Below are 25,128 nucleotides of genomic sequence, written 5' to 3' on the forward strand. Positions count from 1 at the left end.
TGTATGGCATTGTTTACAAAAGACAAACCAAATAAAACCAAGACTGTTGCTATGGATGCTAAACCAGCAACCATGAAGGATATGTATGCTGATAAGGCAGAGAAGACTTCCGTAAAAGCAACTGGCACTGACAAGAAGGTTTCTTTGTCACATGCTTACCGTATTCTATTACGTCCGATTATTTCTGAAAAAGCTAGCCGCCAACAGACTTCCTTTAATCATTATTTTTTCGAAGTAGCTATCAAGGCCAATAAGATTGAAATTGCAAAAGCTGTTAAAGCTGCTTATGGTATTACTCCTTTGGAAGTTAATGTTATTCGTATGGAAGGAAAAGCCAGTCGTCGCGGTCGTACGCTTGGTAAGAGAAAAGATTGGAAAAAAGCTATTGTTACTTTACCAAAAGGTAAGACAATTGCTTTATATGAAGGTGTTTAATTTAAATCTGTATGGGAATTAGAAAAGCCAAACCAACAACTAACGGTCTAAGAGGCGCAAGCTTCCAAGATTTTTCAGATATCACTTCAAAGACACCTGAAAAGTCTCTCTTAGTCATCAGAAAGCAACATGCCGGCCGTAACTCAGCTGGTAAGATTACTATGCGTCACCAAGGTGGCGGTGCTAAGCGTTACGTTCGTTTGGTAGATTTTAAGCGCGATAAGTTTGATATTCCAGGGACAGTTAAAACTATTGAATACGATCCAAGCCGTGGTCCAAGAATCGCTTTAGTCTTTTATAAGGATGGTGAAAAGCGTTATATCATTGCTCCAGTTGGTTTGACTGTTGGTATGACAATTTTAAGTTCAAAGAAATCAATTGAACCAAGTGTTGGTAATGCTATGCCTTTGGAATTTATTCCAGCTGGTTTGCCAGTTCACAACGTTGAATTAGAACCAGGCGAAGGTGGTCGTTTAGCTCGCGGCGCCGGTAACGCTTTGTTTGTAATGTCAGTTGAAAAGAAGTATGCTCAAGTTAAATTACCATCAGGTGAAATTCGTTTAATTAAAAAAGATTGTCTTTCCACTATCGGTCAGGTTGGTAACATTGACAAGCGTCATGTTAGCATTGGTAAAGCTGGTCGTAGTCGACATATGGGTATTCGTCCAACTGTCCGCGGTACAGCTATGAACCCAAATGATCACCCGCACGGTGGTGGTGAAGGTAATCAGCCAATCGGTTTGAAGCATCCAAAAACCAAATGGGGTAAGAACGCCTATGGGGTTAAGACTCGTTTGCAGAAGAAGCGTTCAAACAAAATGATTATCCAACGCCGTAATGGCAAGAAACTTTAAAGTAAGCTTATGTCACGAAGTCTTAAAAAAGGTCCATACATTAACGAACGTCTTCTTAAGAAGATTCTTAATGCTAAGCCTGGCGACAAAACAATTATCAAGCTCTGGGATCGCGCCTGTACTATTACTCCAGAAATGGTTGGTTTTACTATTGGTGTTCACAATGGTCGCGTTCACACACCAGTGCTAGTTAATGAAAACATGGTTGGTCATAAGTTTGGTGAATTTTCTCCTACCAGAAAGTTTGTTAATCACGGTGGTAAGATGGCTAAAGACCAAGCTAAAGCTAAAAAATAATTGATATGGAAGTAAAAGCAAAAGCAAAATATATCAGAATGTCTCCACGTAAGGTTCGCCTTTTAACTAATTTAGTTAAGGGTAAGCCTGTCGCGGCTGCCTTAGACCAGCTACAATTTGCTGGTAAGATTGCTGCTATGCCAGTGAAGAAAGTTATTGACTCAGCGATTGCTAATGCTAAGCATAATTTTGATATTGAAATGAGCAATTTGTTTGTTAAAGAAATCAGAGTTGATCAAGGTACAACTTTAAAGCGTTGGTTGCCTCGTGCTCATGGCCGCGCTACTCCTATTATGAAAAGAATGAGTCACATCAATGTTACTTTGGGAGAAATTAAGGATAGTGGTATTCGTGAAGGTAAAAAGCAAGATGTCGATTCTCCTGTTAAAGTTGGTTCAGCTCCGGTTAAGAAAGAAGGCATTAAGGTTGAAGAAAATCCTATTACAAAGCCCGTTGATTCTGCTAATGAAAAAGATAAGGAAATCATTGATCCACGTCGCGAAGGTCGCGGTGGTCATGGTAGAGTTGAGGGTGCTAAGAAAGGCTTTACCTCTAAGATCTTTAATCGTAAAGCTGGCTAAAAGCCAGTCCTCGCGCAGGCGGGGACCCAATCAATAAATAATTCTATGGGACAGAAAGTAAATCCAAAAGCAATGCGCGTAGGCATCACCCGCCAGTGGCCATCAAAATGGTTCGCTCGTGGTGATAACTACATTCAACAAGTCAAACAAGACTTAAGTGTTAGTCGTTATCTTATCAAGCAATTTAGAGAAGCCGGGACTGATAAAGTTGAAATTGAACGTCCATCAGGTAAAAAAATTGTCGTTAATCTTTTCACCGCCAAGCCAGGTTTGATTATTGGTCGTGGTGGCGTGGGGATTGAGGAATTGAAAAAGAAATTACATACTAAATTCTTAAAGAACTTTAAGATGGGTGAAATCAGCATCAATATTACTGAAGTTGATCGTCCAAACTTAAGCGCTATGATTTTAGTACAGTCAATGATTCTTGAAATTGAAAAGCGTTTGCCTTTCAAAAGAGTTATGAAGCAAGCTATTGGTCGCTCAGAAAGATCCGGTGCTTTGGGTGTTAAGGTTATGTTATCTGGTCGCTTGAACGGCGCCGAAATTGCTCGTCAAGAAATGCTTATTTCCGGTAAATTACCATTACAAACTTTGCGTGCTGATATTGACTATGCTCGAGGTGCTGCTCATACCACTTTTGGTTTGATCGGTATCAAGGCTTGGGTCTATCGCGGTGAAGTTTTTGAACGCCAAGAAAATGCTGGCGAAGTGGTAAAAGAGAAGGTTAATAATAAAAGAAAATAATATACTGATATGTTAGCTCCGAAAAAGACAAAATATCGAAAAGGACACAAATTAAACCGCGGCGGTAAAGCAACGCGTAAGATTGCGCTAAGCTTTGGTAGCTATGGTTTGAAGAGTTTGCAAGGCTGCTGGGTTACTGCCCGTCAGATTGAAGCTGCTCGTCGTGTTATCTCTCGTTATGTCCAAAGAAGCGGAAAGATATGGATTAGAATTTTCCCTGATAAGCCAGTTACAGCCAAAGGCGGTGAAATGCCTATGGGTAAAGGAAAAGGAAGCGTTGATCACTACGTAGCTATCGTTAAGCCTGGTATGGTCTTATTTGAGATCGAAGGTGTTACTGAACAACAGGCCCGCGAAGCTATGATTTTATCAGCTCACAAGTTGCCAATTAAATGCAGCTTTATCAAAAAACATTAATCTCGAGATATGGAATTTAAAGAATTACAAACTAAAACCTTGAAGGAATGGCACGCTATGCTAGCGGAGTCTCGAGAAAAGTTGCGTCAGCTTCGTTTTAAGGATGCCAATAAACAATTAGGCAACGTTCGTTCAATTAGAAAAGAACGTGAGCTGATTTCCCATTTATTGACCTTAATTAATAAGTCTAAAAAATCTTAAGATATGTCAGCTACAAAAACAGCCGCTGTTAAGAAAACAGCGCCCGAGACAATCAAAGTAAATGCTAAGCGCGTCCTAGAAGGCGTAGTCTTAAGCGATAAGATGGATAAGACCATTGTAGTTAATGTTGAAAAGATTAAGATTCACCCAAAATACAATAAGCGTTATAAATCATCTACTCATTATCAGGTTCATGATGAAAAGAATTCATGCAAAGTAGGGGATAAAGTAAAGTTTATTGAATGCCGACCTTTGAGTAAGAATAAGCGTTGGCGCGTTTTAAGCAAATAATTAGTTTCCAATATGATTCAGGTTCAAACAATGCTAAAAGTTGCAGATAATACAGGCGCTAAAAGAGTGCAATGTATTCGCGTGCTCGGCGGTTACCGCAAGCGCTACGCTCATATTGGTGAACGTATTATTATTACTGTTAAACAAGCAACTCCACACTCAATGGTTAAAAAGAGCGATGTGCTATTAGCTGTTGTAGTTCGTGTTAAGAAAGAAATTCGTCGTCCCGATGGAAGTTATATCCGCTTTGATGACAATGCTTGTGTAATTATTGATAAAAAGAATGGTGAACCAAAAGGTACTCGTATCTTTGGACCAATCCCACGCGAAGTGCGTAAGGCTGGCTATGTGAAGATTGCCTCCTTAGCTCCTGAGGTGCTCTAAATTATATTTATGAATATTAAACGAAACGACAACGTATTAGTTCTAGCCGGTAAGGACAAAGGAAAGTCCGGTAAAGTTCTTCAGGTCTTTGCAGATTTGAATCGAGCTAGCGTTGAAGGCGTCAATCTTTTAATTAAGCACATGCGTCCTCGTAATAAGAATGAAAAGGGACAACGTATTGAATTCGCAGCTCCGCTTAATATTTCAAATTTAGCTTTAATTTGTCCAAAGTGTGGCAAACCAACTCGCATTGCCCATAAAGTTTTAATCAGTGAAGATAAGAAAAAGCATAATAAAGTAAGAGTCTGCAAGAAGTGCCAGGCTAACATAGACTAAGCATATGAGATTTAATGAATTATACCAAAAGCAAGTACGTCCAGCTCTAAAGAAAGAATTTTCTTACAAGAGTGACTTAGCTATTCCTAGAATAACTAAAGTTTCACTCAACGTTGGTGTTGGTCGTTTCACAAAAGACAAAGCTTATGTTGATGGCGTTGTTAATACCTTAACTCGTATTTCCGGTCAGAAGCCAGTCCTTACTAAATCTCGTAAATCAATTTCCGCTTTCAAGGTTCGTGAAGGTCAGATTGTTGGTGTGGCCGTTAATTTGCGCGGCGCACGTATGTTCGATTTCCTTGAGAAGTTGATTAATATTACTTTCCCTCGCGTTCGCGACTTTCGTGGTATTGATGCCAAGATTATTGATCGCACCGGTAATATGTCTATTGGTTTCCGTGAACACATTGCTTTCCCAGAAGTTAAAGCTGATGAGATCGACAATGTTCATGGTTTACAAATAACCATTAGTACAACAGCCAAGACCCGAGAAGAAGGTTTCGAGTTATTTAAATTACTTGGCTTTCCTTTTAAGAAAACCACTTAAATAATACCTATGGCACGAAAAGCACTAGTCGAAAAAGCAAAACGCACCCCAAAGTTTTCGAGTCGAAAGATTCGTCGCTGTTGGCGCTGTGGCCGCAATCACGGTTTTATGCGTGATTTTGGTTTGTGTCGTATTTGTTTTAGAGAATTAGCCAACAATACTGATTTACCGGGTATTAAAAAATCAAGCTGGTAATCCTAAGTAAAAAAGATTATGAATGACCCAATCGCAGACATGCTATCTCGTATAAGAAACGCTGCCGCCGTCGGAAGACCGGAGCTTGTCTTACCTATGAGCAAACTCAAATTTAATATTGCCAAACTTCTTCAAGAAACTGGTTGGATTGGTGCTGTTGAAGTTATTAAGCATGAAACTACTAAGGTTAAGGGTAGTATGTTTGATGAACTCAGAATCGTTTTGAAATATAAACCAGATGGTACACCTGCTTTTGCCTCAATTAAGCGCGTTAGTAAATCAAGCCGCCGCATTTATGTTGGCAAAGCTGAATTACCAAAGGTGCTTAATGGATTTGGTATGGCGATTGTTTCCACATCACAGGGAATCATGACTAATAAAGAAGCCCGTCGCCGCAACTTAGGTGGCGAAGTTATTTGCGAAGTCTACTAATATGTCTAGATTAGGAAAATTACCAATTAAGCTTGTTAAAGGATCAACTGCTGTTTTGAACAACGGTATCTTAACCGTGAAAGGACCAAAAGGCGAGTTGACTCAAGCTATCAATGGTTTAGCCAATGTTGAAATTACAGCCGAAGAAATTAAAGTTTCAGTTAATGATTCTATTAGTAAAAAGCAAAGAGCCATGTGGGGTTTGTTCTACAGTTTGATAAACAACATGGTGATTGGTGTTACTGAGGGTTATGAAAAGAAATTAGAAATCCAAGGTGTCGGTTATAAGGTAGCTAACGGCAGCCGTGCACTTACTTTCAGCTTAGGTTTTTCACACACTATAAATTTCCCATTACCAGATGGTATTGAAGCTAATGCCGAAGGTAACATTATTACTGTCAAAGGAATTGATAAGCAAATGGTTGGTGAAATCACAGCTCAAATGCGTCGCTTAAAGAAACCAGAACCTTATAAGGGCAAAGGTATTCGTTATGTTGGCGAAATTGTTCGTCGTAAAGCTGGTAAAACAGCTGCTAAGGGCGCTTAATAAGATACTTTTATGAATATTCAGCAAGCTAAAAACATCAGTCACGATCGCCGTAAGGGTAGAGTTCGTGCTAAAATATCGGGTACAGCCAAGCGTCCACGTTTGAATGTTTTTCGTTCAAACACAGGTATGTATTTGCAATTGATTGATGATGATAACAGCGTCACTTTAGTTAGCGCTCACAGTAAAGAAATTAAAGGTATTGTTAAAAAGACTTTAATTGCTGAAGCTTTGGGTAAGTTAATTGCTGAAAAAGCAATAGCTAAAAATATTAAAGCTGTCGTGTTTGATCGCGGTGGTAATTTATATACTGGTCGCATTAAAGCAGCTGCTGATGGTGCTCGCGCCGGAGGCCTTGATTTCTAAAATTATATGACTGAAGAGATTAAAAAAACTGAAGAAGTAAAAGCTGAAGCCAAGAGTGATGAACGCCGTGGCAACAATGCCGGTGGTCGTCGCTATGGCGCCGGAGCTGGTGCTGGCCGTGGTAATCGCCGTGGTCCAAGACAGGAAGAACGCGTGCCAGATGAATTTGAACAAAAGATTGTTGATATTGCTCGTGTTACTCGTGTTATGGCCGGTGGTAAGCGTATGCGTTTCCGCGCTTGCGTTGCTATTGGTAACCGTAAAGGTAAAGTTGCTATTGGTTTAGCCAAAGGAGCAGACGTTACTTTAGCGGTCGCTAAGGCTGTTAACCAAGCTAAGAAAGATTTGGTCATGGTACCGATTGTAAAACAAACTATTCCTCACGCTATTGAACAGAAGTTCGGCGCCGCCCGCGTTTTGCTTAAGCCAGCGGCTGCTGGTCGCGGTATTATTGCCGGAGGTATTGTCCGTACAATTTTGGAATTAAGCGGTATTAACAACATTTCCAGTAAAGTATTAGGTACCAACAATAAAGTTAATAATGCCAAGTGCGTTATTGCGGCATTGAAAAATTTAAGAACTGGTAAACCAAATAGTACTGGTAACTCTTCCGCTCCTTCCAAGAAAAAGGAAGAAGAGACTGAAAAATAATTTACGTTTATGGCATTTTCATTATCCACTCTAAAAGCATCCGTTGGTGCAAGTAAAAAAAGAAAGCGTGTCGGTCGCGGTAACGCTTCTGGTCACGGTACTTATAGTACTCGCGGTCTAAAAGGACAAAAGTCACGTTCTGGTGTTTCTGGTTTGAAGCGCTTGGGTATGAAAAAGCAGTTATTGGCTGTCCCAAAGAAAAGAGGTTTTGCTTCTTATAAGCCAAAAGATCAGGTTGTTTATTTCAAAAATATTAATGCGTCTTTTGTTGATGGCGCTCATGTAAATCCAAAAACTCTCTACGCTGCTGGCATTGTTGCTAGCGCTACTCGCCGTGTTAAGATTTTGTCTCAAGGTGAGTTGAAAATCAAGAATCTTAAATTCAACAATATCTACGTTAGCGCAGTTGCTAAAGAAAAGATTGAAGCCGCTAGCGGTTTAATAAAATAATAATTTAAAACTATGGATCGCTTGTTGGCAATTTGGAGGTCAAAAGATCTTAGACAGAGCATAATTTTTGTTTTAATCATGCTTGTCTTTTTTCGTTTAGCGGCTCATATTCCAGTTCCAGGCGTTGACCCGGTTGCTTTACGTAACTTTTTTAACTCTAACGAAGTCTTTGGTTTAATGAATATTTTCTCTGGTGGCGGAATGCAGAACTTTTCTGTCGTCATGATGGGTATTGGACCATTTATTACTTCTTCAATTATTTTCCAGCTTTTAGGTATGATTATTCCTAAGCTTGAGGAAATGAATAAGGAAGAAGCTAGCCGTCAAAAAATTAACATGTGGACACGTTGGGCCACTGTTCCTTTGTCAGTCATTCAGGCTTACGCCATGATTAACTTACTCCGCAGTTCATCAGCTGGTATTTTGCGCAATGTTTCTAGCTTTGACTTTATTGTCATGTTAGTCACAATCAGTGCTGGTACAATGTTCTTGATGTGGATTGGTGAATTGATCTCCGAAAAGAAAATCGGTAATGGTATTTCACTTTTGATTTTTGCAGGTATTATTGCTTCATTACCAGCTAACATAAATAAGATTTTAGTTAACTATGATGCTTCAATGCTATTCATGGTAATTGGCTTCTTAATTATTGCTGTTATCACTGTAGTTGGTGTTGTTATCATTAACGAAGGTCAACGCAATATTCCAGTGCAATATGCTCGTCAGGTCAGAGGCCAAAGAGCTTTTGGTGGAACCACAACTCATTTACCATTGCGCGTTAACATGGCCGGTGTTATTCCAATCATCTTTGCTATTTCAGTTATTCTTTTCCCAACTATGTTGGCTCAGTTTTTCATTCATGCGCAAAGTCCATTAGTAGCCAGTTTAGCTACAAAAACAATTGCTGTTTTTCAGAATCAATTAATTTACGGAATTGTTTACTTTGTTCTAGTTTTTGCTTTTACCTATTTTTATACAGAAATTGTTTTCCATCCTTCTCAGATTGCTGAAAACTTGCAAAAGCAAGGTGGCTTTATTCCTGGTATTAGACCAGGTCGTCATACCACCGAATACTTGTCTTACACAACTCATCGCATAATCTTTATTGGTGCTTTATTCTTAGCTACCATTGCTATTTTACCTTTGATCATGCGTTACTTTACTGGTGTTCAATCTCTAGCCATTGGTGGTACTAGTTTGTTGATCGTTGTTTCAGTTGTTATTGAAACTGTTAAACAGATTGAATCACAATTAACGATGAGAGAATATACTTTGGATTAAGATTTACTTGTTATTAAACCCCTGAGCCCAACGTGGTTCAGGGGTTTTTTGTTTAACCCCATCCCCAGCCCTTCCCCATCCTGTAAAAGCTTACGCTCTACGGCACAGGGAAGGGTGACCTGTATTCACGTGAAAATTAGCTTTCCCTCCTTGTCCGCCGACTTGGCGGATGAGGAGGGGCTAGGGGTGGAGTAGGTGAATATATGCTATACTTTTAATATAATAAACACATAAATTATGCCTAAAAAAATCATTGTTTTCTTTGGCCCGCCTGGCTCAGGTAAGGGGACTCAGTCTGAAATGTTAGCCGAAACTCTAGGTTTGCCAGCGATTTCAACTGGTGAGCTTTTACGCCGTGAACAAAAAACCGGTAGTGTTTTAGGTAAGCATGTTAAAACATTGATGGCATCTGGTAAGATGTTAGGTGTAACTTTAATGGATCATATTTTACGTCATCGCTTAGCCAAGAGTGATACACGCCGCGGCTTCTTGCTCGATGGCTATCCAAGAAAGATTGAACAATTGCGCCACTTTTTGTCAATTCTAAAAGCAACTGATAGTTTATATTTCATCGTGATTGAAGTATCTGATAAAGAAGTTTTGCGACGTTTGTCTGGTAGACGCGTTTGTGATTGCGGCGCCTCCTACCATTTGTTGTATAACAAACCTCGCCGGGCTAACAAGTGCGATCTCTGCGGACAGACTTTGTTAACGCGCGCTGATGATACACCAAAAGTTATTAAACAACGCTTGAAATATTATCATGCTTTAACTCAACCGATGTTAGAAAAAGCTTCAGGCCGTGGCTCATTAATTTTTGTAAATGGTGAACAGAGCATCACAGGAATTAAGAAAGAACTGGAAGGAAAGTTAAAAGAGTTTGGAGTTATTAAAAAAGCTAAGAAGAAGAGGAAGAAGTAATTTTATAATTTTGTAGTTTTTAATTTTTATTTAATTTTTAATGTTCTAGTTTTTAATTTAAAATTTAAAATTTAATCATTAACTATAAAATTACAAAATTAAAAATTATAAAATTTAAGACAATGACCAGATTAATTAAGACAAGTGAAGAAATAGATTTAATCCGTGAAGGCGGAAAAAAACTTGGCAAGATTTTAGCTGAGTTAGCTAGCGTTGTTAAGCCAGGCTACACTTCGGCTGAACTAGAAGCTTTAGCTTTGAAATTAATTGCTAAGGCCGGCGGCAAGCCAGCTTTTAAAGATTATCGTCCTTCACCACAATCAGAACCTTTTCCAAGTGCTCTTTGTATTTCAATTGATGATGAAATTGTTCATGGTCCAGCTTTGCCTGATCGGACTTTTAAGGAAGGACAACTCGTTGGGATTGATATTGGTATGGAATATCCGGTAATAAAAGGCAAAAAAGGCTATTTCACAGACACAGCGGTGACCGTTGCCGTAGGCACAATCAGTGTCGAGGCGCAAAGATTGCTTAATGCCACTCAGGAGGGCTTATACGCCGGTATTGAGGCGGTTAAGCCTGGAAATACCTTAGACCATATTGGTACGGCTGTAGAGGCTGTAGCTAAGAAAAATAAGCTTGGTGTCATTAGAGACTTAGTTGGACACGGCGTTGGTTTAGAAGTACACGAAGATCCACAAGTGCCAAACTATCATATCAAAGGTAATGAGTTTCCGAATGTAACTTTGAAAGAAGGTATGGTCATTGCCATTGAACCAATGTTTACATTGGGTGGCTGGCAGATTGCCGTGGCTCCGGATGATTTTACTTTTATTACGGCTGATCACAGTTTGTCAGCGCATTTTGAACATACAGTTTTAGTCACTAAGACCGGTTATGAAATCATTACATAAATTTTAATTTTTAATTTATAATATTTAGAAAATAGAGATTAGAATTTATTATTAACTTATCAAATATATGGAGGAATATTTGGTTAGATTTGTTCTTTGGACAAAATTAAAAATTAGGTTACATCTTAAACCCGAGAGAGAAGTTGTTTATTTTAAGGAAAGAGATATTTGGTGGACGAGTATCGGTGTAAATATTAGTCATGAAGAGTATGGTAAGAAAAAATATTTTGAACGTCCAGTTCTAATTTTAAGAAAAATTAATCGTAATATATTTTGGGGAGTGCCAATGACAAGCAAGGATAAGATTGGAAAATATTATGTAAAAACAAAATTTGAAAATAAGAACTATTATTTTATTTTGTCACAATTAAGGGCTTTTAGCTCAAAAAGATTGTCGAGAAAAATTAGAAGAATACCAGAAAAAGAATTTACAGAAATTAAAAATAGCATAAAAAATCTTCTATAAAAAACGATCCTCGTAATCCTTAAAGAATTACGAGGTCTCGGAGCCCGAAGGCCATTGTATTGCTATTATATCGTAATAAAATAAAAATGTAAAGTAAGCAAATACCTTTGATTTTTAGCCATTTTTTGATAAGATTAACAGTAAATTATATGAACGAACTTTGCCTCGGCATTGACTGGGGAGAAAAAAGAATAGGTTTAGCACTTGGAAATAGCGAAGTCAAAATCGCTTCACCTTTTGGTGTGGTAAAAAATATGGCTGAACTAAAAGCATTTATTGAAAAAGAAAAAGTTGAACGATTAGTAATTGGGGAACCGGTTAATGAAAAAATGAATGATAACTTTTTAAAGTTTATTAAAGATTTGAAAGCTAGTGTTAATTTACCGCTAGATTTAGTTGATGAAAGATTTTCTTCTCAAGCCGCTGATAGTTTAGACCCAAATGCGCGCAAAGAGGGGAATAGGGATGCGATGGCGGCCATGATTATTTTACAAAGTTATTTTGATAAATTAAATTAAACATCCATCCTTGTGTCATTGCCCGGCTTGACCGGGCAATCTAAGGTCAATCGGTACAAAAAAAGATCCCCCGGTCAAGCCGGGGGATGACACAGAGAAGAGTTATGAAAATAGAATAGTAATAAATCACAATGAAAACTAAACATCTTAAATTAATTGTTATCGGCGCTATTGTTCTTTTGGCTTTGGGCGCTCGTTTAGTTTTAGTATTAGTTAATCGGATAAATAGTAATAAAGTAGAAACGCCGATTGTTAGCCAGCCGTCAACGACGCCGCAAGATTCGCCCGCTACTACGATAGCTAATCCAGCGAGCACTAATTGTGTGGCAAAAGGCGGGCAAACAATTATTCAAAAAAGGCCTGACGGAGCCGAATACGGACTTTGTATGTTTGAAGATAACCGCGCTTGCGAAGAATGGGCCTTATTAAGAGGTTATTGTCCAGCCGGCGGAATGAGAACAACCGGCTACGATACAATTGCGCAAAAATTCTGTGCTTGGTCTGGCGGACAAACCATAGCGGCTGATAATGCGGTTTGTACTTTTAAGGATGGCTCAACTTGCGATGATCAGGCGTTTTATGAGGGAAATTGTCAGCTAAAGGGAAAAACAAATTAAAATTAATTTTATAGAAAATAACTTAATACCTCTCCTATGAAAAAAATTATTATTGTATTTTTGTTTGTAGTTTTTTCTTTTGTTTTAATTCAACCAGTTTTAGCTCATCCCGGAAGAACCAATAAATATGGTTGCCATACCTGTTATACGAATTGTAAGAGATACGGCTTAAGATATGGGCAGTACCATTGTCATAGAGCTAAGTAAATATTTATTTTTATATGAAAAGAATAATTTATTATTTCGTGATCGCACTCTTGATTGCAGTTGTTGTTCCATATAAGGTTTTTGCGACAAGTTATTATGATAAGCAAAACTATTTATATGATATAAAATACTATAATATTAATTATTCTTCTACTAAAAAAGGGGATGGAATAGTCGTTGCTGTGATAGATACCGGTGTTTGGCTTAGCCACCCCAATTTAGTTGGTCGCAATTGGGTAAATACGAAAGAAATAGCAAACAATGGGATTGATGATGATGGCAATGGTTATATTGATGATTACTACGGTTGGAATTTTTTAGATAATAATAGTGACTTAACTGTTAAAGCTAACCACGGCACAGCCGTAGCGGGCATAATAGCCGCTAACGACACAGGAGATGGTATAAGAGGCATTGCTTCTCAGGCTAAGATAATGCCATTAATAGTTTGTAGTGATTATGGTTGCCCAACACAATCAATCGTTTCAGCAATAAGATATGCAGCAGACAATGGGGCAAATGTTATAAATTTAAGTTTAGGCTCATCAAATGGCTACGTCGGTTATAGTTCGGATTATGACGCTGCAATATCGTATGCATATATTAAAGGTTTAGTAATAGTCGCTTCGGCGGGCAATGGTGATGTGGAAAGTTCAGCTCAGTTAGGGTTAAATCTTGATATGTTCAAAGTGTCACCAGTCTGCAACAAACCAAATGGAAATAAAATGGTTCTAGCGATTGGTGCATCGAATGTAAATAAATTAACTTCATGGACTAACTTCGGATCAATTATTGATGTTTATGCTCCCGGAGAAAATATGATCGGACTTACTGTTCCAGCTCTTTCTCAAGGATATGGCTACAAATTAAGTTGGTCTGGTACATCATTTTCCGCACCAATAGTCTCCGGATTAGTGGCAATTTTAGAATCAAACTATCCCAGGTTAAATAATACAGACATCATGAAGGCCTTCAGCTTAACGTCTAAGTTTTTAGATACGGGCGACTTATATTACACCGCAGTCGGCAAGGTAATGAATGAGAAGGGCGCTGTTAGTAATCCGCCAATAAAAAATGATACTAAAGACACACAGGCCCCGAATGGAGCTGTTGTTAAAATTAATAATGGAGAAACTGAGACTGATAAACAAATAGTTACTTTAAATTTGTCAGCGTCTGATACTAATCCCATCTCAATGATTATCTCTAATGATCCTAATTTTATCGGTGCTTCTTGGGAAAATTTGTCAACGAATAAAAGTTGGTCCTTGACTAATGGGTATGGTATTAAAACTATTTTTGTTAAGTTTAAAGATTCTGTAGGCAATGAATCACCAATTGTTTCTTCTTCAATAAATTATGTTCAAATTAGTAGGGTGAAAAAGCCAACCGTTTCAGTAGATAAGTTTGTTGTTGTAAATACAAATATTAATGTTCGTCAAAAACCATCAACTACTGCAAAGATTCTTGGACTAGCAAAAACGAAGTCTAAATATAAGGTGTTAGATAACGCGAATAAGCTTTGGGTTAAGATAAAATATAACAATAAAGAAGGATGGGTGATACGAAAGTCAGTTAGTATTCTATAGTTTGCAAAGTTTGAGTATTATATTATATAATAAAATCATCTAAAATAACCCTCTCCAATCCACGGATAGGGTTATTTTTTTATTTTGATTTAACCCAAAATCAATGCTAATATATAGTAAAATACTAACCCCTGTTTTAATTACCCTCCCAATGAAAACCCTCTATTTTAAGAAGCCTGGCTTTATTCTCCAGCATGGAGATTGCTTAACTATTTTAGCTAAAATGAAGCCTGAATCAGTTGATATGATTTTTGCTGATCCGCCATATAATCTCTCTAATGGAGGGTTCACTGTTCATGCTGGAAAGAGAGTAAGCGTCAATAAGGGGAATTGGGACAAGAGCAAGGGCTTTAAAGATGATTACGATTTCCACTATAAATGGCTTGAAGCATGCAAAAGAGTTTTGAAACCAAACGGGACACTTTGGCTTAGCGGGACATATCATTCTATCTATCAATGCGGTCATGCCTTACAGTCCCTTGGCTACCATATCTTAAATGACGTGGCTTGGTTTAAGCCAAATGCCTCTCCGAACTTGAGTTGTAGATTTTTTACAGCTAGCCATGAAACTTTAATCTGGGTTAAAAAAGACAAGAAGGCAAAACATGTATTCAATTATCAGGCTATGAAAAATGGCGAATGGCCCGAAGATCAATTAAAGAAGCCAGGGCTTCAAATGAGGTCAGTTTGGTCTATAAATACACCAAGACCATCCGAAAAAACTTTTGGTAAGCATCCAACGCAAAAATCCTTAGATTTATTAAGAAGAATAGTCCTTGCTAGCACTAAGGAGGGTGATATTATTCTAGATCCTTTTACGGGTAGCTCAACAACCGGTATAGCAGCTTATATTCATGGAAGAAAGTTTGTTGGAATTGATACAGAAAAAAAATATTTAGATTTATCTATCAAGAGGTTAAGCGAGCTTGATAAAAAACTAAATAATATTATTAATAAAAAATAATATGAAAGATAAAGGTATTGGAGGCGGCAACACAATAACTGGATTAAATTTTGAAAAAGAAAGAGATATATTAGAAATTCTCAAGAAACAGAATGGTTATACTGTTAAGGGTAATACTATATTTTATAAAGGCGAGGAAGTTGCAAAAAGTTATAGAAAAAATGCTCTTTATGTATATTTGCACTCCAGAGGCATTGATTATAAAAAACATCTTTCCAAAAAGCTACTTCCAGATGAAGCGCTATATGTAATCGTGAATAATACTTTATTTATTATTGAGATGAAATTTCAAAAAGTCGCTGGCTCGGTTGATGAAAAATTGCAGACATGCGATTTTAAAAGAAAACAATATGCTAAATTAATGGCGCCGCTTAATATTGAAGTGGAGTATATTTATATATTAAGTGATTGGTTTAGGCACCAAGCATACAAAGATGTTCTAGATTATATAATATCAGTCGGTTGTCAGCATTATTTTAATTATTTGCCTCTGCAAAAATTAGGTTTACCAGTGCCAAAATAATTAATTAACTTTTTACTTCCGCTCCGGCAGAATCTCCCCGTAGGGGATTCTGCCGTTTTGTCTGACCTCACCCCCAGCCCCTCTCCATCCGCCGAATCGGCGGACAGAGAGGGGTGACTGGTATTCACGTGAAAATTGATAGAGAAAAACGAGTTGTTATCAATTTTGATTTTTGCTATTATATTGTTCTAACTCATCTAATTGTTCTAATTATATGACTGAACAAAAATATAAGTTTATTGATGATAAACTTGTAAAGTTTGCCTTAAATTATGATCAGTTCATTAAGGATAATTTTAAAGAAATATTTGAACGACTAGACAAGATTGAAAAAGAACTAAAATTAAAAGATAAGTAAAAATCATATTATAAATGACCGAATAGACAAATTTTTAATTTTTTTATACAATATAATCTCAACCCAATAAACCCCTCTATATATTTAGGGGGTTTTATTTTTGTATAGATATTTTATGACTTACATATTTATGGACGAGAGCGGCGATATGGGATTTAGTGATAAATCAAGTAAATGGTTTTTATTTACTCTCGCGATTATTGGTAATGATAAGGCAATGGAAAAAGTAATTAAGAAAGTTTGGAAGACTATTCACAAAAAGCACAAGCATCTAGGAGAGTTGCATGCTTCTAATGAAAAAGTCGAAACTATTTTAAAGACACTTCGATTGCTGTCGGAAATAGATGATCTAAAAATAGTTACGATTATTCTAAATAAAAAGAAGGTCTATTTAGATTTGCAGGAACAGAAGAATTATTTATATAACTATACTGCAAACATAGTTCTTGACCGTTTGATAAATACTAATATATTAGATAAAAACGAACACATATCATTAATAGTTGATAGAAAAGATACTAAGAAGAATCTTAGAGAAAACTTCATCTCTTACATAACTAAAGCTATGTATAGACGCGATCATAAAAAATTTAAAATGACTCTCATCTCTTCTCATGATAATAAGTGTTTACAGGCGGTTGATTTTATTTCTTGGGCAATCTTTAGAAAATATGAGAGAGGTGACTTTGAGTTTTATGAAGTTATAAAAAATAAAATAATAGACGAAAAGCTATTATTCCCATAAAAAAAAGAAAGCCCCTTGCTTTAACGGGTTGCCATCCGGTAACCCAACGCAAGTGGTCTTATTTCTTATGTTTGAATAATATCATATAGTATTTTTAAAAGCAATATGCATTTTTTGCACATTGCTTTTAGTGTATATTTATCCCCATATTTCCCTTATATTTTGCTCTAAAATAGGGTATAATAAGACCATGCCGCAAACAATATCTACGCCGGCCATATGTTTAGCTTGCCGGCCATGGAAAGAGCAAGATTTAATGGTGGATGTTTACACACTGGAGCAGGGGAAAGTCCGGCTTTTGGTGCGTGGTGGCAGGCGTTTAGCCTCAAAACTAGCCGCTCATCTTGAACCTCTGACTTTGCTAGAATTAATGGTTATTTCTGGTAAAGGCATGTCTTCGGCAGCCGCGGCCTCGAGCCGTAACTGCTATCCTTCCTTAAAAGGCGATTATGATAAGATTGCGGCCGCTGGTTTTGCGATTTATCACTTTAATCGTTTAACCGAAGAAGGTGTAAAAGATGAAAAGATATTTCATTTATTGTCTGACTTTTTTGCTTTATTAAACGAGGCTAAAGCTGAGGCTGAATGGTATCACTGGTTTGCAAAAATTTTCTTAATGCTAGCTTTGGAAAGATTAGGTTATGGACCCGAGGCGCATAAGGATTTTAAGATTGAGCCATCGCTCTATACCATGGCTAGTCAAAGTTTAGATCGTAAAAAATTTAAAGAAATGAATCGCTGGCTGGATAAATTATTACCAGTCGCTATTGCCAATGCTTTATGATGAGAACACACACATGTGGCGAACTTCGCCGCTCAAACAACGGAGAGAAAGTTAAACTTAGTGGTTGGGTGCATAGTCGCCGTGACTTAGGTGGCGTTATTTTTGTTGACTTGCGTGATCGTTATGGTCTAACGCAATTAGTTTTTAATCCTGACTTTTTTCCTAAAGCTACTAAATTGGCTACCAGTTTAAGGCATGAATTTGTTATTACGATTGATGGCGAAGTTAAAGCTCGTCCTGATGAAATGGTTAATAAAGACTTAGCCACAGGTGAAGTTGAAATTTTAGTTAATGAATTAGAAATTTTAACAACCAGCGAAGTTCTACCTTTTGAAATAAATAACGAGGCCATGGCGGCGGCGACTAACGAGCCATTACGTTTAGAATATCGTTTCCTTGACCTAAGACGCGCCAAGTTGCAAACCATGCTTAAAACTAAGGATGAATTTTTTACATATTTGAGAGAGTATTTCCATAAGCATGATTTTGTTGAAGTCCAAACGCCAATTTTAGCAAACTCCTCACCTGAAGGCGCGCGCGACTTTTTAATTCCGTCTCGACTTTATCCTGGTAAGTTTTATGCTTTGCCACAAGCTCCGCAACAGTTTAAGCAATTGTTAATGGTTGGTGGCATGGATAGATATTTCCAAATCGCGCCTTGCTTTAGAGATGAAGACACTAGACTTGATCGTCACTACGGAGAATTTTATCAACTCGACATGGAAATGAGTTTTGCCGGACAAGAAGATGTTTTTGCTATCATGGAACCTTTAATGAAAGAAGTTACCAAAAAGTTTTCCAACAAAACAATTATGACTTTAGGTCATGACGGAGAATTTGTTCGTCTTGCCTGGCGCGAAGCAATTGAAAAATACGGAACAGATAAACCTGACTTACGTTACGGTTTAGAAATAAAAAATATTTCTGAAGTCTGTAAAGATTCTGGTTTCCCAATTTTTGAAGAAGTTTTAGCTAATGGCGGCATTGTTAGCGCGCTTTGTATTGACGAGGCTGAAGGCTTTAGTCGCAAAGTAACTGACGAATTAAAGGCTCTAGCAGAACGCAAAAAGATAAAAGCCTTTGCAACTTTGAATGTTGAAGCTGATGGTACTGTTAAAAGTTCATTGTCTAAGTTTATTAGTAATGAACATTTGGCTAAAATTGCGGCTAATATTAGAGCAAAAGCCAATAGTTTAGTTATAATGGTGGCAGGGGATTGGCGCGAAGCATCAGAAGCGCTTGGTTTAATTCGCGTTGATATTGCTAATCGTTTGAATTTAGCTGATAAAAGCAAAGCAGCTTTTTGTTGGATTACTGATTTTCCAATGTATGAATATTCAGAAATTAAACCAGGTGTAATTGATTTTGGTCATAATCCATTTTCAATGCCACAGGGTGGAGAAGCCGCTTTGAAAAATAAACATCCTCTAGAAATTTTAGCTTACCAATACGATTTAGTTTTGAATGGTTTTGAAATTTCTTCTGGCGGAGTTAGAAATCATCAACCAGAATTATTGTATAAAGTTTTTGAGATTGCTGGTTATAGAAAAGAAGAAGTTGATCGTCGCTTTGGCGCGATGATCAAGGCTTTTAAGTTTGGTGCTCCACCACATGCCGGAAATGCTCCTGGCGTTGATCGTATCTTAATGGTTTTGAATGATTGGGAATCAATTCGCGATATTTATGCTTTCCCTAAAGATGGACAAGGTAGAGATTTATTAATGAGCAGCCCAAGTGAGGTTGATGAATCACAGTTAAAAGATTTGGGAATTAAATTAAAATAAATAAGTAAAATTTTATAATTTTTAATTTTGTAATTTTATAATTAATGCTCAAATTTTTAATTTCCAAACTAAAAATTAAAGCATTTAAAAATTAACTAAAAAATTAAAAACTAAAAACTATAAAATTAATAATATTATGAAAAACAATAACGCGAAGTACGCTTTTCTCTACATGTTCTCGTTAGTCGCTCTTTTGTTTGTGGCTTTAGGAACTGGTCAAGTTATTTTTCAAGCCATTAACAAGTTTATTACTGATGTAGCTTTGCCATACAACAGTGATTTTAATTCTGATCTTTTGAAAATGGCAATTTCAGCTTTGATAATTTCGATTCCAGTTTATTATTTAGTCATGCGCTATTTGAGTAAGAGTTTAGTTAAAGGCGAACTAGATAAAGAATCAGCTATTCGACGTTGGTTAATTTATTTTATTTTATTTGTTTCCTCAGTCGTAATGATAATTTGGTTGATTACAGTTATTAGTAGTTTCTTAAATGGTGAATTAACAACTAAGTCAATTTTGAAAGCTGTTACTGCTATGTTGATTTCTGGTATAATTTTTGCCTATTATTTTTACGATGTTAAGCGCGATGAAATTAAGGCTAAAGATGTCGTAGTCAGAATTTTCTTGATTGCAACTTTAGTTTTAACCATCGGCAGTTTAATTGGTAGCTTCTTCTTTGTGGAAACACCAAATCAAGCTCGGGCTCGTAAACACGATGAACAAGTTTTAAGTCAGTTCACTGAATTAGATGGCGCTTTTAATACTTACTACACTAAGTACAATAAGTTGCCTGATAATTTAGCCGCTGGTTTATCTGAAACTCCATATTTGAGCGCTGATAAATATAAAGACCCAAGCAGCAACAAGCCTTATGAATATAAGAAAACAGGCAATGATTCTTATGAATTATGTGCTGATTTCCAAACTGACAATAAGGACGTTAAGGATCAAGCGACTTATGTTTACGCTGATCGTTGGCCACACGGCACTGGTTACCAATGTATTAAACAAAAGGCTTTAAACTTTGATAAACAAGGCAACGGAACTGTCCCAATTGGTAATTTACCAGCTGACAGAGTTCAAACTACTAACTAAATATATGAAAAAGAATCAACCTCAATCAATTCCTGCTAAGTTATTAAACTTACTTGATACCTCAGATTTTAATTATAAAGTTTTGACTCATCGTACAGTTTTTACAGCTTTTGACATGGCTTCTACTTTAAAGCGTAAATTAGAACATATTGCCAAAGCTTTACTTGTCATGGGCGGTAATTTTCCAGTCATTGTTATTATGCCAGCTCATGCTCGACTTGATGAGAAAAAAATTAGTAAAATTTTGAAAGATAATTTTGACGTTAAAGCAAATGCCAAAATTCCTAAAGAAAAAGTTGCGCAAAGCGTAATTAAAGAAAGCAAACGCCCTGTTAGCGCTTTTGGTTCTTTGTATAAATTACCAGTTATTATTGACAAGGGTTTAATCACAAATCATTTAATTGTTTTTCCAGCTGCTAGTTTTAATAATTCCGTCGAGATGATGGTTAAAGATTTTGTTAAGTTGGAAAAAGCTGTCGTAGCTTCTTTTGCACAAGCTAATAAAATTAAACCACAAAAGCCACAAAAGAAAGTCCTTAAGAAAGTTAAGAAGTCGGTAAAAAAAGTAGCTAAGAAGAAAGTAGTAAAGAAAGTTACAAAGAAAAAAGTCGTCGGCAAAAAGAAGCGCTAAAATTTCATGCTTGATTTTAAACTAGAACAATTTGAAGGCCCCTTAGCTTTATTAGTTAAACTGATTGATAAAGCCGAGCTTGATATTACGCAATTAAGTTTAGCCACGGTGGCTGATCAATATATTGCTTATCTTCGTACCATGACTGATTTAGATCCAGAAGAAATGGCTGACTTTTTAGTCGTGGCTTCACGTTTGTTATTGATTAAATCAAAAGCCTTATTACCATACTTATTGCCTGAAGAAGAACAAGCGATTGATGAATTTGAACATCAGCTACGCATGTATAAAGAATTTTTAGAAGCTTCCAAAGGAATCGAAAAAATGGTGGCTGGTAAAAAGTTTATGTTTGTTCGCGAATTCAATCGCAAAGCCATGATTGCTAATTTACAAATTTTTGCTCCACCATCTAACTTAGATGGCGCGATTATGTTTAGCATCATGAGTGAAGTGCTTAAACGAGTTGAAGAAGTCATTGTAGAGCCTTTAGAAGAGGCGACCTTGGTTGCAAAGATCAATATTGAAGATAAGATTAAGTTTATTGAAAGTACAATTTTTGGCAAAATTCGCTCACGTTTTAGCGAGTTAATTAGCAAAGCAACTTCTAAAGTAGAAGTTATTGTTAGCTTCTTGGCTATGTTAGAATTGATGAAACAGCGCAGTATTAGCGCTGATCAAAGTGAGTTGTTTGCTGAAATTGATATTTTCCGTTTGGAATTAGAAAAAGAAATTTAATTGTTAATATTTATGAAATCATCTTTAGAATCATTATTGTTCGTTGCTGCTAAACCGCTTAAGGTAAAAGATTTAGCTGACCTAGTAAAAAAATCAGTTGAAGAGGTTACTAAAGCTTTGGATGAGTTAGCTTTAGAATATGAAACTACTAAGCGCGGTATGGAAATCATTAAACAAGGTTCGACTTATCAAATGGTAACAGCGCCGTCTGAAGCGGCTTTGATAAAGGAATTTGTTAAAGACGAAACCATGGGTGAATTAAGTAAGCCGAGCGTAGAAGCGCTAACTATTATTGCTTATCGTGGACCAATTTCTAAAACTGATTTAGATCGTATTCGCGGCGTCAATTGCGCTTTGATTTTAAGAAATCTTTTATTGCATGGCTTAATCGAAGCTAAAGTTGATAAGAAAAAAGATGAAACTTATTATACTGTTACCCTAGATTTTGTTCGTTTCTTAGGCATAAAAGATATTGCTGATTTACCTGACTATGCTCGTTTATCAGTCGATGATTCTTTAGACAGAATGTTAGCTACGCCTGAAGTAATTGCTAACTAAACAAAATAATTATTTTCAATGATCAAGTCATTAGTTAATTTGTATAAAACTGCAAAAGCAAAAGTTGAATCTCTGTTTGATGAAGCAGATTCAGAAGCTTGGGATTTCGCTGGCTTTATACCAGCTATAGTGGTTGGCATTATTGTGTTAAGCACTTTTTATATTTGCTTTGGTTTAGCTTCTAAAGAAACTATTATTAAACATAGTCCGTGGACTAATTTAGCGCGCGATATTCCGACTTTAATTTCAGGCACAACTCAAGTTAAGGTTAAGGCGATCAGCGCCGTGGCTTTTGATGCTGACAGTAAAACTAGAATTTTTAATCAAAACGGCGATGAAGTTCGCTCGATTGCTAGTTTAACTAAATTAATGACAGCGATTACTTTTCTTGATACTAAACCAGATTGGAATAAAGAAGTTGCTATACAGCAAAGTGATTTGCAAACCGGAGCAAAGGCTAATGTTTTTGTAGGCGATAGAATTAAACTTAAAGATTTATTTACTTTTGCTTTGATTGCCTCTGATAATACAGCTGTCACGGCTTTAATAAGATCAACTGGTATTAGTGAAAAAGATTTTGTAGCTTTAATGAATAAGAAGGCCAAAGAACTTCGTTTAGCTAGCATGCAATTTAGTGACCCAACTGGTTTAGATGTTAATAATCGTGGTAGCGCGGCTAATGTTAGTAAATTAGCTGAAGAAGCTTTTTCTCATAAAGAGATCACTGACGCTTTGAAATTATCAACTTATAGTTTTAGTGTAAGTCCAGAATTAACTCGCAAAGTTTTTTCAACCAATCAGTTACTTGGTCGCTCTTTACCAATGGGCGCTAAAATGTTGATTGGTAAGACTGGCCACCTTAATGAAGCTGGTTATTGCTTCACTGGTATTTTTACTTATAAAGGTAAAATGATTATGACAACAGTCTTGGGCGCTCCGCTTGATGAAAATCGTTTCTCAGAAACTGTTAAGATTCTTGATTGGACATTAAGGTCTTATTTGTGGAATAATAAATAGTAACCACGCATTTTATATGTATTTAATTGCTAACTGGAAAATGAATTTGTCGGTTAAAGACAGCATTGCTTTAGCCAATGAATATGTGCGCTTATTTAAGAAGACGAACGCCGAAATTGTGGCTTGTCCGTCTTTTACTAGTTTGCCATTTGTTTGTAAAGCATTAGAAAAAACAAATTTAGCAGTTGGCGCACAAGATGTTTTCTGGGAAGCTAAAGGTGCTTTTACTGGTGAGGTTTCACCTGATGATTTAGTTGAACTTGGTGCTAGTTATGTTATTATCGGTCACAGTGAACGTCGCGGCTATTTAGGTGAAGAAGATTGGATGATAAATCAAAAAGTTAAAGCCGCTCTGGCTGCGCGTCATTTAAATCCAATTCTTTGTATTGGTGAGACAAAAGAAGATCATGATAATGGTGATCGTGAAGAAGTTTTGTCACGTCAATTGGATGAAGCCTTGAATGGCGTTAGTCTAGGTTTAAATCAGAATTTGTTAGTAGCTTATGAACCGATTTGGGCAATTGGCACTGGTGAGGTTCCTGAGCCTGAAGAAATTTCTTATGTTAATGATGTCATCAGAGTTTTATTGCGCCGTTATTTTGGTGACCGCTCTGATCGCGCTTGCGCTGTTATATATGGTGGAAGTGTTGATGAAAAAACCGTACAACCAATCATGGAAACAGGGATTGATGGTTTCTTGGTTGGTGGCGCTAGTTTAAAAGCTCGTGAATTTAATCGTTTAGCAGAACATATCTTAAAATAAAAATATATGACAAAAATAAATTATTCAAATTTAACAAATGTTCCGTTAGATGTGCCTAGCACTAAGCGCGCTTTGTTTTTGAAAAACTTAAAATTAATTACTAAAGATACTGGAAGATTATTTGTTTTTGCTGGTGATCAAAGAGTTGAACACTTGAATGATGATTTTTTTGGTCAAGATATTTCAGCCGAAGATGCACAACCTGAACACATGTTTAAAATTGCGGCGTCTTCTCGCATTGGTGCTTTTGCTACCCAGCTTGGTTATATCGCTCGTTTCGGAGCAACTTATCCAAATATTCCATATATTGTAAAATTAAATTCAAAAAGTAATATTGTTAAAGAAACGGATCAAGAACCTTATAGTAGCGCTTGGTATGATGTTCGAGAAGTAATTAATTTTGCTAAAAATTCAGGATTAAAAATAGCAGCCGTTGGTTATACGGTTTATGCTGGTAGTGGTTTTGAAGCTGCTATGTTGCGCGAAGCAGCACAAATCATTTATCAAGCTCATCAAGCTGGTTTAGTGGCAATTATTTGGGTTTATCCACGTGGTAAATCAGTTACAGATAAAATGAATGCTCATACTATTGCTGGCGCTGTAAACATTGGCTCAGCTTTAGGCGCTGATTTTGTTAAAGTAAATCAACCAGAACCAAATACTCCACACGGCTTAAGTGAAATAATGTTAGCTGGACAAAGAACAGGTGTTCTTTTTGCTGGCGGTGAGGCAACTTCTTACGATGAGTTATTACAAAATATTTATGCTAATGTTCATCGTTTTGGATCAGCTGGTGCTGCTTTGGGAAGGAATATTCATCAGCGATCATTTCAAGAAGCGGTTGCCTTGGCGAATGCCGTGGCTAGCGTAGTGTATGATGGACAAGCTCCTGAGGTTGCTAGACGTTTGTTAGTTAAACAATAATT

General features: G+C 36.8%; 37 protein-coding genes and 1 pseudogene. All 38 read left to right on the forward strand.

What is annotated here, in order from left to right:
- Positions 1-3 precede the first annotated feature (3 nt).
- A complete protein-coding gene (gene rplW, locus NTY12_01955; GenBank protein MCX6792766.1) occupies positions 4-435 on the forward strand; it encodes a 50S ribosomal protein L23 in 432 nt (143 codons plus the stop codon).
- A gap of 11 nt (positions 436-446) precedes the next feature.
- Positions 447-1,289 (forward strand): 50S ribosomal protein L2, encoded by an 843-nt coding sequence (rplB, locus tag NTY12_01960; protein MCX6792767.1) that lies wholly within the window; start codon positions 447-449, stop codon positions 1,287-1,289.
- 9 nt (positions 1,290-1,298) lie between these two features.
- Positions 1,299-1,586, forward strand: a complete 288-nt coding sequence (rpsS, locus tag NTY12_01965) for a 30S ribosomal protein S19 (protein MCX6792768.1) — start codon at positions 1,299-1,301, stop codon at positions 1,584-1,586.
- Positions 1,587-1,591: 5 nt separating this feature from the next.
- Positions 1,592-1,927: pseudogene (gene rplV / locus NTY12_01970) on the forward strand (50S ribosomal protein L22).
- Positions 1,928-2,212: 285 nt separating this feature from the next.
- Positions 2,213-2,914 carry a 30S ribosomal protein S3 gene (gene rpsC, locus NTY12_01975; GenBank protein ID MCX6792769.1) on the forward strand — a complete coding sequence of 234 codons (702 nt, stop codon included), beginning with the start codon at positions 2,213-2,215 and terminating at the stop codon, positions 2,912-2,914.
- A gap of 9 nt (positions 2,915-2,923) precedes the next feature.
- Positions 2,924-3,331 (forward strand): 50S ribosomal protein L16, encoded by a 408-nt coding sequence (gene rplP, locus NTY12_01980; GenBank protein ID MCX6792770.1) that lies wholly within the window; start codon positions 2,924-2,926, stop codon positions 3,329-3,331.
- Between the two features lie 9 nt (positions 3,332-3,340).
- On the forward strand, positions 3,341-3,532 hold the full coding sequence (rpmC, locus tag NTY12_01985; GenBank protein ID MCX6792771.1) for a 50S ribosomal protein L29: 192 nt from the start codon (positions 3,341-3,343) through the stop codon (positions 3,530-3,532).
- Positions 3,533-3,535: 3 nt separating this feature from the next.
- Positions 3,536-3,823, forward strand: coding sequence for a 30S ribosomal protein S17 (gene rpsQ / locus NTY12_01990; protein MCX6792772.1), 288 nt, complete (start codon positions 3,536-3,538; stop codon positions 3,821-3,823).
- A gap of 12 nt (positions 3,824-3,835) precedes the next feature.
- Complete coding sequence (rplN, locus tag NTY12_01995; GenBank protein MCX6792773.1) at positions 3,836-4,207, forward strand: 50S ribosomal protein L14; 372 nt, start codon at positions 3,836-3,838, stop codon at positions 4,205-4,207.
- Positions 4,208-4,216: 9 nt separating this feature from the next.
- The gene (rplX, locus tag NTY12_02000; GenBank protein MCX6792774.1) at positions 4,217-4,543 is read left to right on the forward strand and encodes a 50S ribosomal protein L24; all 327 of its coding nucleotides are present in this window, start codon (positions 4,217-4,219) and stop codon (positions 4,541-4,543) included.
- 4 nt (positions 4,544-4,547) lie between these two features.
- Complete coding sequence (rplE, locus tag NTY12_02005) at positions 4,548-5,090, forward strand: 50S ribosomal protein L5 (protein ID MCX6792775.1); 543 nt, start codon at positions 4,548-4,550, stop codon at positions 5,088-5,090.
- Between the two features lie 9 nt (positions 5,091-5,099).
- Complete coding sequence (locus tag NTY12_02010) at positions 5,100-5,285, forward strand: type Z 30S ribosomal protein S14 (protein ID MCX6792776.1); 186 nt, start codon at positions 5,100-5,102, stop codon at positions 5,283-5,285.
- Positions 5,286-5,303: 18 nt separating this feature from the next.
- Positions 5,304-5,717 carry a 30S ribosomal protein S8 gene (rpsH, locus tag NTY12_02015; GenBank protein ID MCX6792777.1) on the forward strand — a complete coding sequence of 138 codons (414 nt, stop codon included), beginning with the start codon at positions 5,304-5,306 and terminating at the stop codon, positions 5,715-5,717.
- A gap of 1 nt (position 5,718) precedes the next feature.
- Positions 5,719-6,264, forward strand: a complete 546-nt coding sequence (gene rplF, locus NTY12_02020; protein MCX6792778.1) for a 50S ribosomal protein L6 — start codon at positions 5,719-5,721, stop codon at positions 6,262-6,264.
- Between the two features lie 12 nt (positions 6,265-6,276).
- Positions 6,277-6,630: a 50S ribosomal protein L18 gene (rplR, locus tag NTY12_02025; GenBank protein MCX6792779.1), complete on the forward strand. Its 354-nt coding sequence runs from the start codon at positions 6,277-6,279 to the stop codon at positions 6,628-6,630.
- A 6-nt stretch (positions 6,631-6,636) separates the two neighbouring features.
- Entirely contained in the window at positions 6,637-7,281 is a 645-nt protein-coding gene (locus NTY12_02030; protein ID MCX6792780.1) for a 30S ribosomal protein S5, read from the forward strand.
- 9 nt (positions 7,282-7,290) lie between these two features.
- On the forward strand, positions 7,291-7,731 hold the full coding sequence (gene rplO, locus NTY12_02035; GenBank protein MCX6792781.1) for a 50S ribosomal protein L15: 441 nt from the start codon (positions 7,291-7,293) through the stop codon (positions 7,729-7,731).
- A 12-nt stretch (positions 7,732-7,743) separates the two neighbouring features.
- Positions 7,744-9,012, forward strand: coding sequence for a preprotein translocase subunit SecY (gene secY, locus NTY12_02040; protein ID MCX6792782.1), 1,269 nt, complete (start codon positions 7,744-7,746; stop codon positions 9,010-9,012).
- A gap of 237 nt (positions 9,013-9,249) precedes the next feature.
- Entirely contained in the window at positions 9,250-9,933 is a 684-nt protein-coding gene (locus NTY12_02045) for a nucleoside monophosphate kinase (GenBank protein ID MCX6792783.1), read from the forward strand.
- Between the two features lie 122 nt (positions 9,934-10,055).
- Positions 10,056-10,847, forward strand: coding sequence for a type I methionyl aminopeptidase (gene map, locus NTY12_02050; GenBank protein MCX6792784.1), 792 nt, complete (start codon positions 10,056-10,058; stop codon positions 10,845-10,847).
- Between the two features lie 67 nt (positions 10,848-10,914).
- A complete protein-coding gene (locus NTY12_02055; protein MCX6792785.1) occupies positions 10,915-11,313 on the forward strand; it encodes a type II toxin-antitoxin system PemK/MazF family toxin in 399 nt (132 codons plus the stop codon).
- 149 nt (positions 11,314-11,462) lie between these two features.
- Entirely contained in the window at positions 11,463-11,831 is a 369-nt protein-coding gene (gene ruvX, locus NTY12_02060; GenBank protein ID MCX6792786.1) for a Holliday junction resolvase RuvX, read from the forward strand.
- 131 nt (positions 11,832-11,962) lie between these two features.
- Positions 11,963-12,448 (forward strand): DUF333 domain-containing protein, encoded by a 486-nt coding sequence (locus NTY12_02065; GenBank protein MCX6792787.1) that lies wholly within the window; start codon positions 11,963-11,965, stop codon positions 12,446-12,448.
- 36 nt (positions 12,449-12,484) lie between these two features.
- Positions 12,485-12,655, forward strand: a complete 171-nt coding sequence (locus tag NTY12_02070) for a YHYH domain-containing protein (GenBank protein MCX6792788.1) — start codon at positions 12,485-12,487, stop codon at positions 12,653-12,655.
- Between the two features lie 14 nt (positions 12,656-12,669).
- Positions 12,670-14,244, forward strand: coding sequence for a S8 family serine peptidase (locus NTY12_02075; protein MCX6792789.1), 1,575 nt, complete (start codon positions 12,670-12,672; stop codon positions 14,242-14,244).
- Between the two features lie 151 nt (positions 14,245-14,395).
- Positions 14,396-15,208: a site-specific DNA-methyltransferase gene (locus tag NTY12_02080; GenBank protein MCX6792790.1), complete on the forward strand. Its 813-nt coding sequence runs from the start codon at positions 14,396-14,398 to the stop codon at positions 15,206-15,208.
- A 1-nt stretch (position 15,209) separates the two neighbouring features.
- The gene (locus NTY12_02085; protein MCX6792791.1) at positions 15,210-15,731 is read left to right on the forward strand and encodes a hypothetical protein; all 522 of its coding nucleotides are present in this window, start codon (positions 15,210-15,212) and stop codon (positions 15,729-15,731) included.
- Between the two features lie 214 nt (positions 15,732-15,945).
- Entirely contained in the window at positions 15,946-16,089 is a 144-nt protein-coding gene (locus NTY12_02090; protein ID MCX6792792.1) for a hypothetical protein, read from the forward strand.
- 115 nt (positions 16,090-16,204) lie between these two features.
- Entirely contained in the window at positions 16,205-16,834 is a 630-nt protein-coding gene (locus tag NTY12_02095; GenBank protein ID MCX6792793.1) for a DUF3800 domain-containing protein, read from the forward strand.
- A gap of 190 nt (positions 16,835-17,024) precedes the next feature.
- A complete protein-coding gene (gene recO / locus NTY12_02100; protein MCX6792794.1) occupies positions 17,025-17,618 on the forward strand; it encodes a DNA repair protein RecO in 594 nt (197 codons plus the stop codon).
- Complete coding sequence (gene aspS / locus NTY12_02105) at positions 17,615-19,402, forward strand: aspartate--tRNA ligase (protein ID MCX6792795.1); 1,788 nt, start codon at positions 17,615-17,617, stop codon at positions 19,400-19,402. The genes recO and aspS overlap by 4 nt, the downstream gene beginning before the upstream one ends.
- Before the next feature lie 136 nt (positions 19,403-19,538).
- The gene (locus NTY12_02110) at positions 19,539-20,498 is read left to right on the forward strand and encodes a DUF5671 domain-containing protein (protein MCX6792796.1); all 960 of its coding nucleotides are present in this window, start codon (positions 19,539-19,541) and stop codon (positions 20,496-20,498) included.
- Between the two features lie 4 nt (positions 20,499-20,502).
- On the forward strand, positions 20,503-21,129 hold the full coding sequence (locus tag NTY12_02115; GenBank protein ID MCX6792797.1) for a hypothetical protein: 627 nt from the start codon (positions 20,503-20,505) through the stop codon (positions 21,127-21,129).
- Between the two features lie 6 nt (positions 21,130-21,135).
- Positions 21,136-21,864 (forward strand): segregation/condensation protein A, encoded by a 729-nt coding sequence (locus tag NTY12_02120; GenBank protein ID MCX6792798.1) that lies wholly within the window; start codon positions 21,136-21,138, stop codon positions 21,862-21,864.
- 12 nt (positions 21,865-21,876) lie between these two features.
- Entirely contained in the window at positions 21,877-22,422 is a 546-nt protein-coding gene (gene scpB / locus NTY12_02125) for an SMC-Scp complex subunit ScpB (GenBank protein MCX6792799.1), read from the forward strand.
- A gap of 18 nt (positions 22,423-22,440) precedes the next feature.
- Positions 22,441-23,439, forward strand: coding sequence for a serine hydrolase (locus NTY12_02130; protein MCX6792800.1), 999 nt, complete (start codon positions 22,441-22,443; stop codon positions 23,437-23,439).
- 16 nt (positions 23,440-23,455) lie between these two features.
- Positions 23,456-24,202 carry a triose-phosphate isomerase gene (tpiA, locus tag NTY12_02135; GenBank protein ID MCX6792801.1) on the forward strand — a complete coding sequence of 249 codons (747 nt, stop codon included), beginning with the start codon at positions 23,456-23,458 and terminating at the stop codon, positions 24,200-24,202.
- Between the two features lie 6 nt (positions 24,203-24,208).
- Entirely contained in the window at positions 24,209-25,126 is a 918-nt protein-coding gene (locus NTY12_02140; protein MCX6792802.1) for an aldolase, read from the forward strand.
- Positions 25,127-25,128 lie beyond the last annotated feature (2 nt).

Source organism: Candidatus Falkowbacteria bacterium (genome assembly GCA_026396835.1).
GTDB lineage: Bacteria > Patescibacteriota > Patescibacteriia > Patescibacteriales > Patescibacteriaceae > Patescibacterium.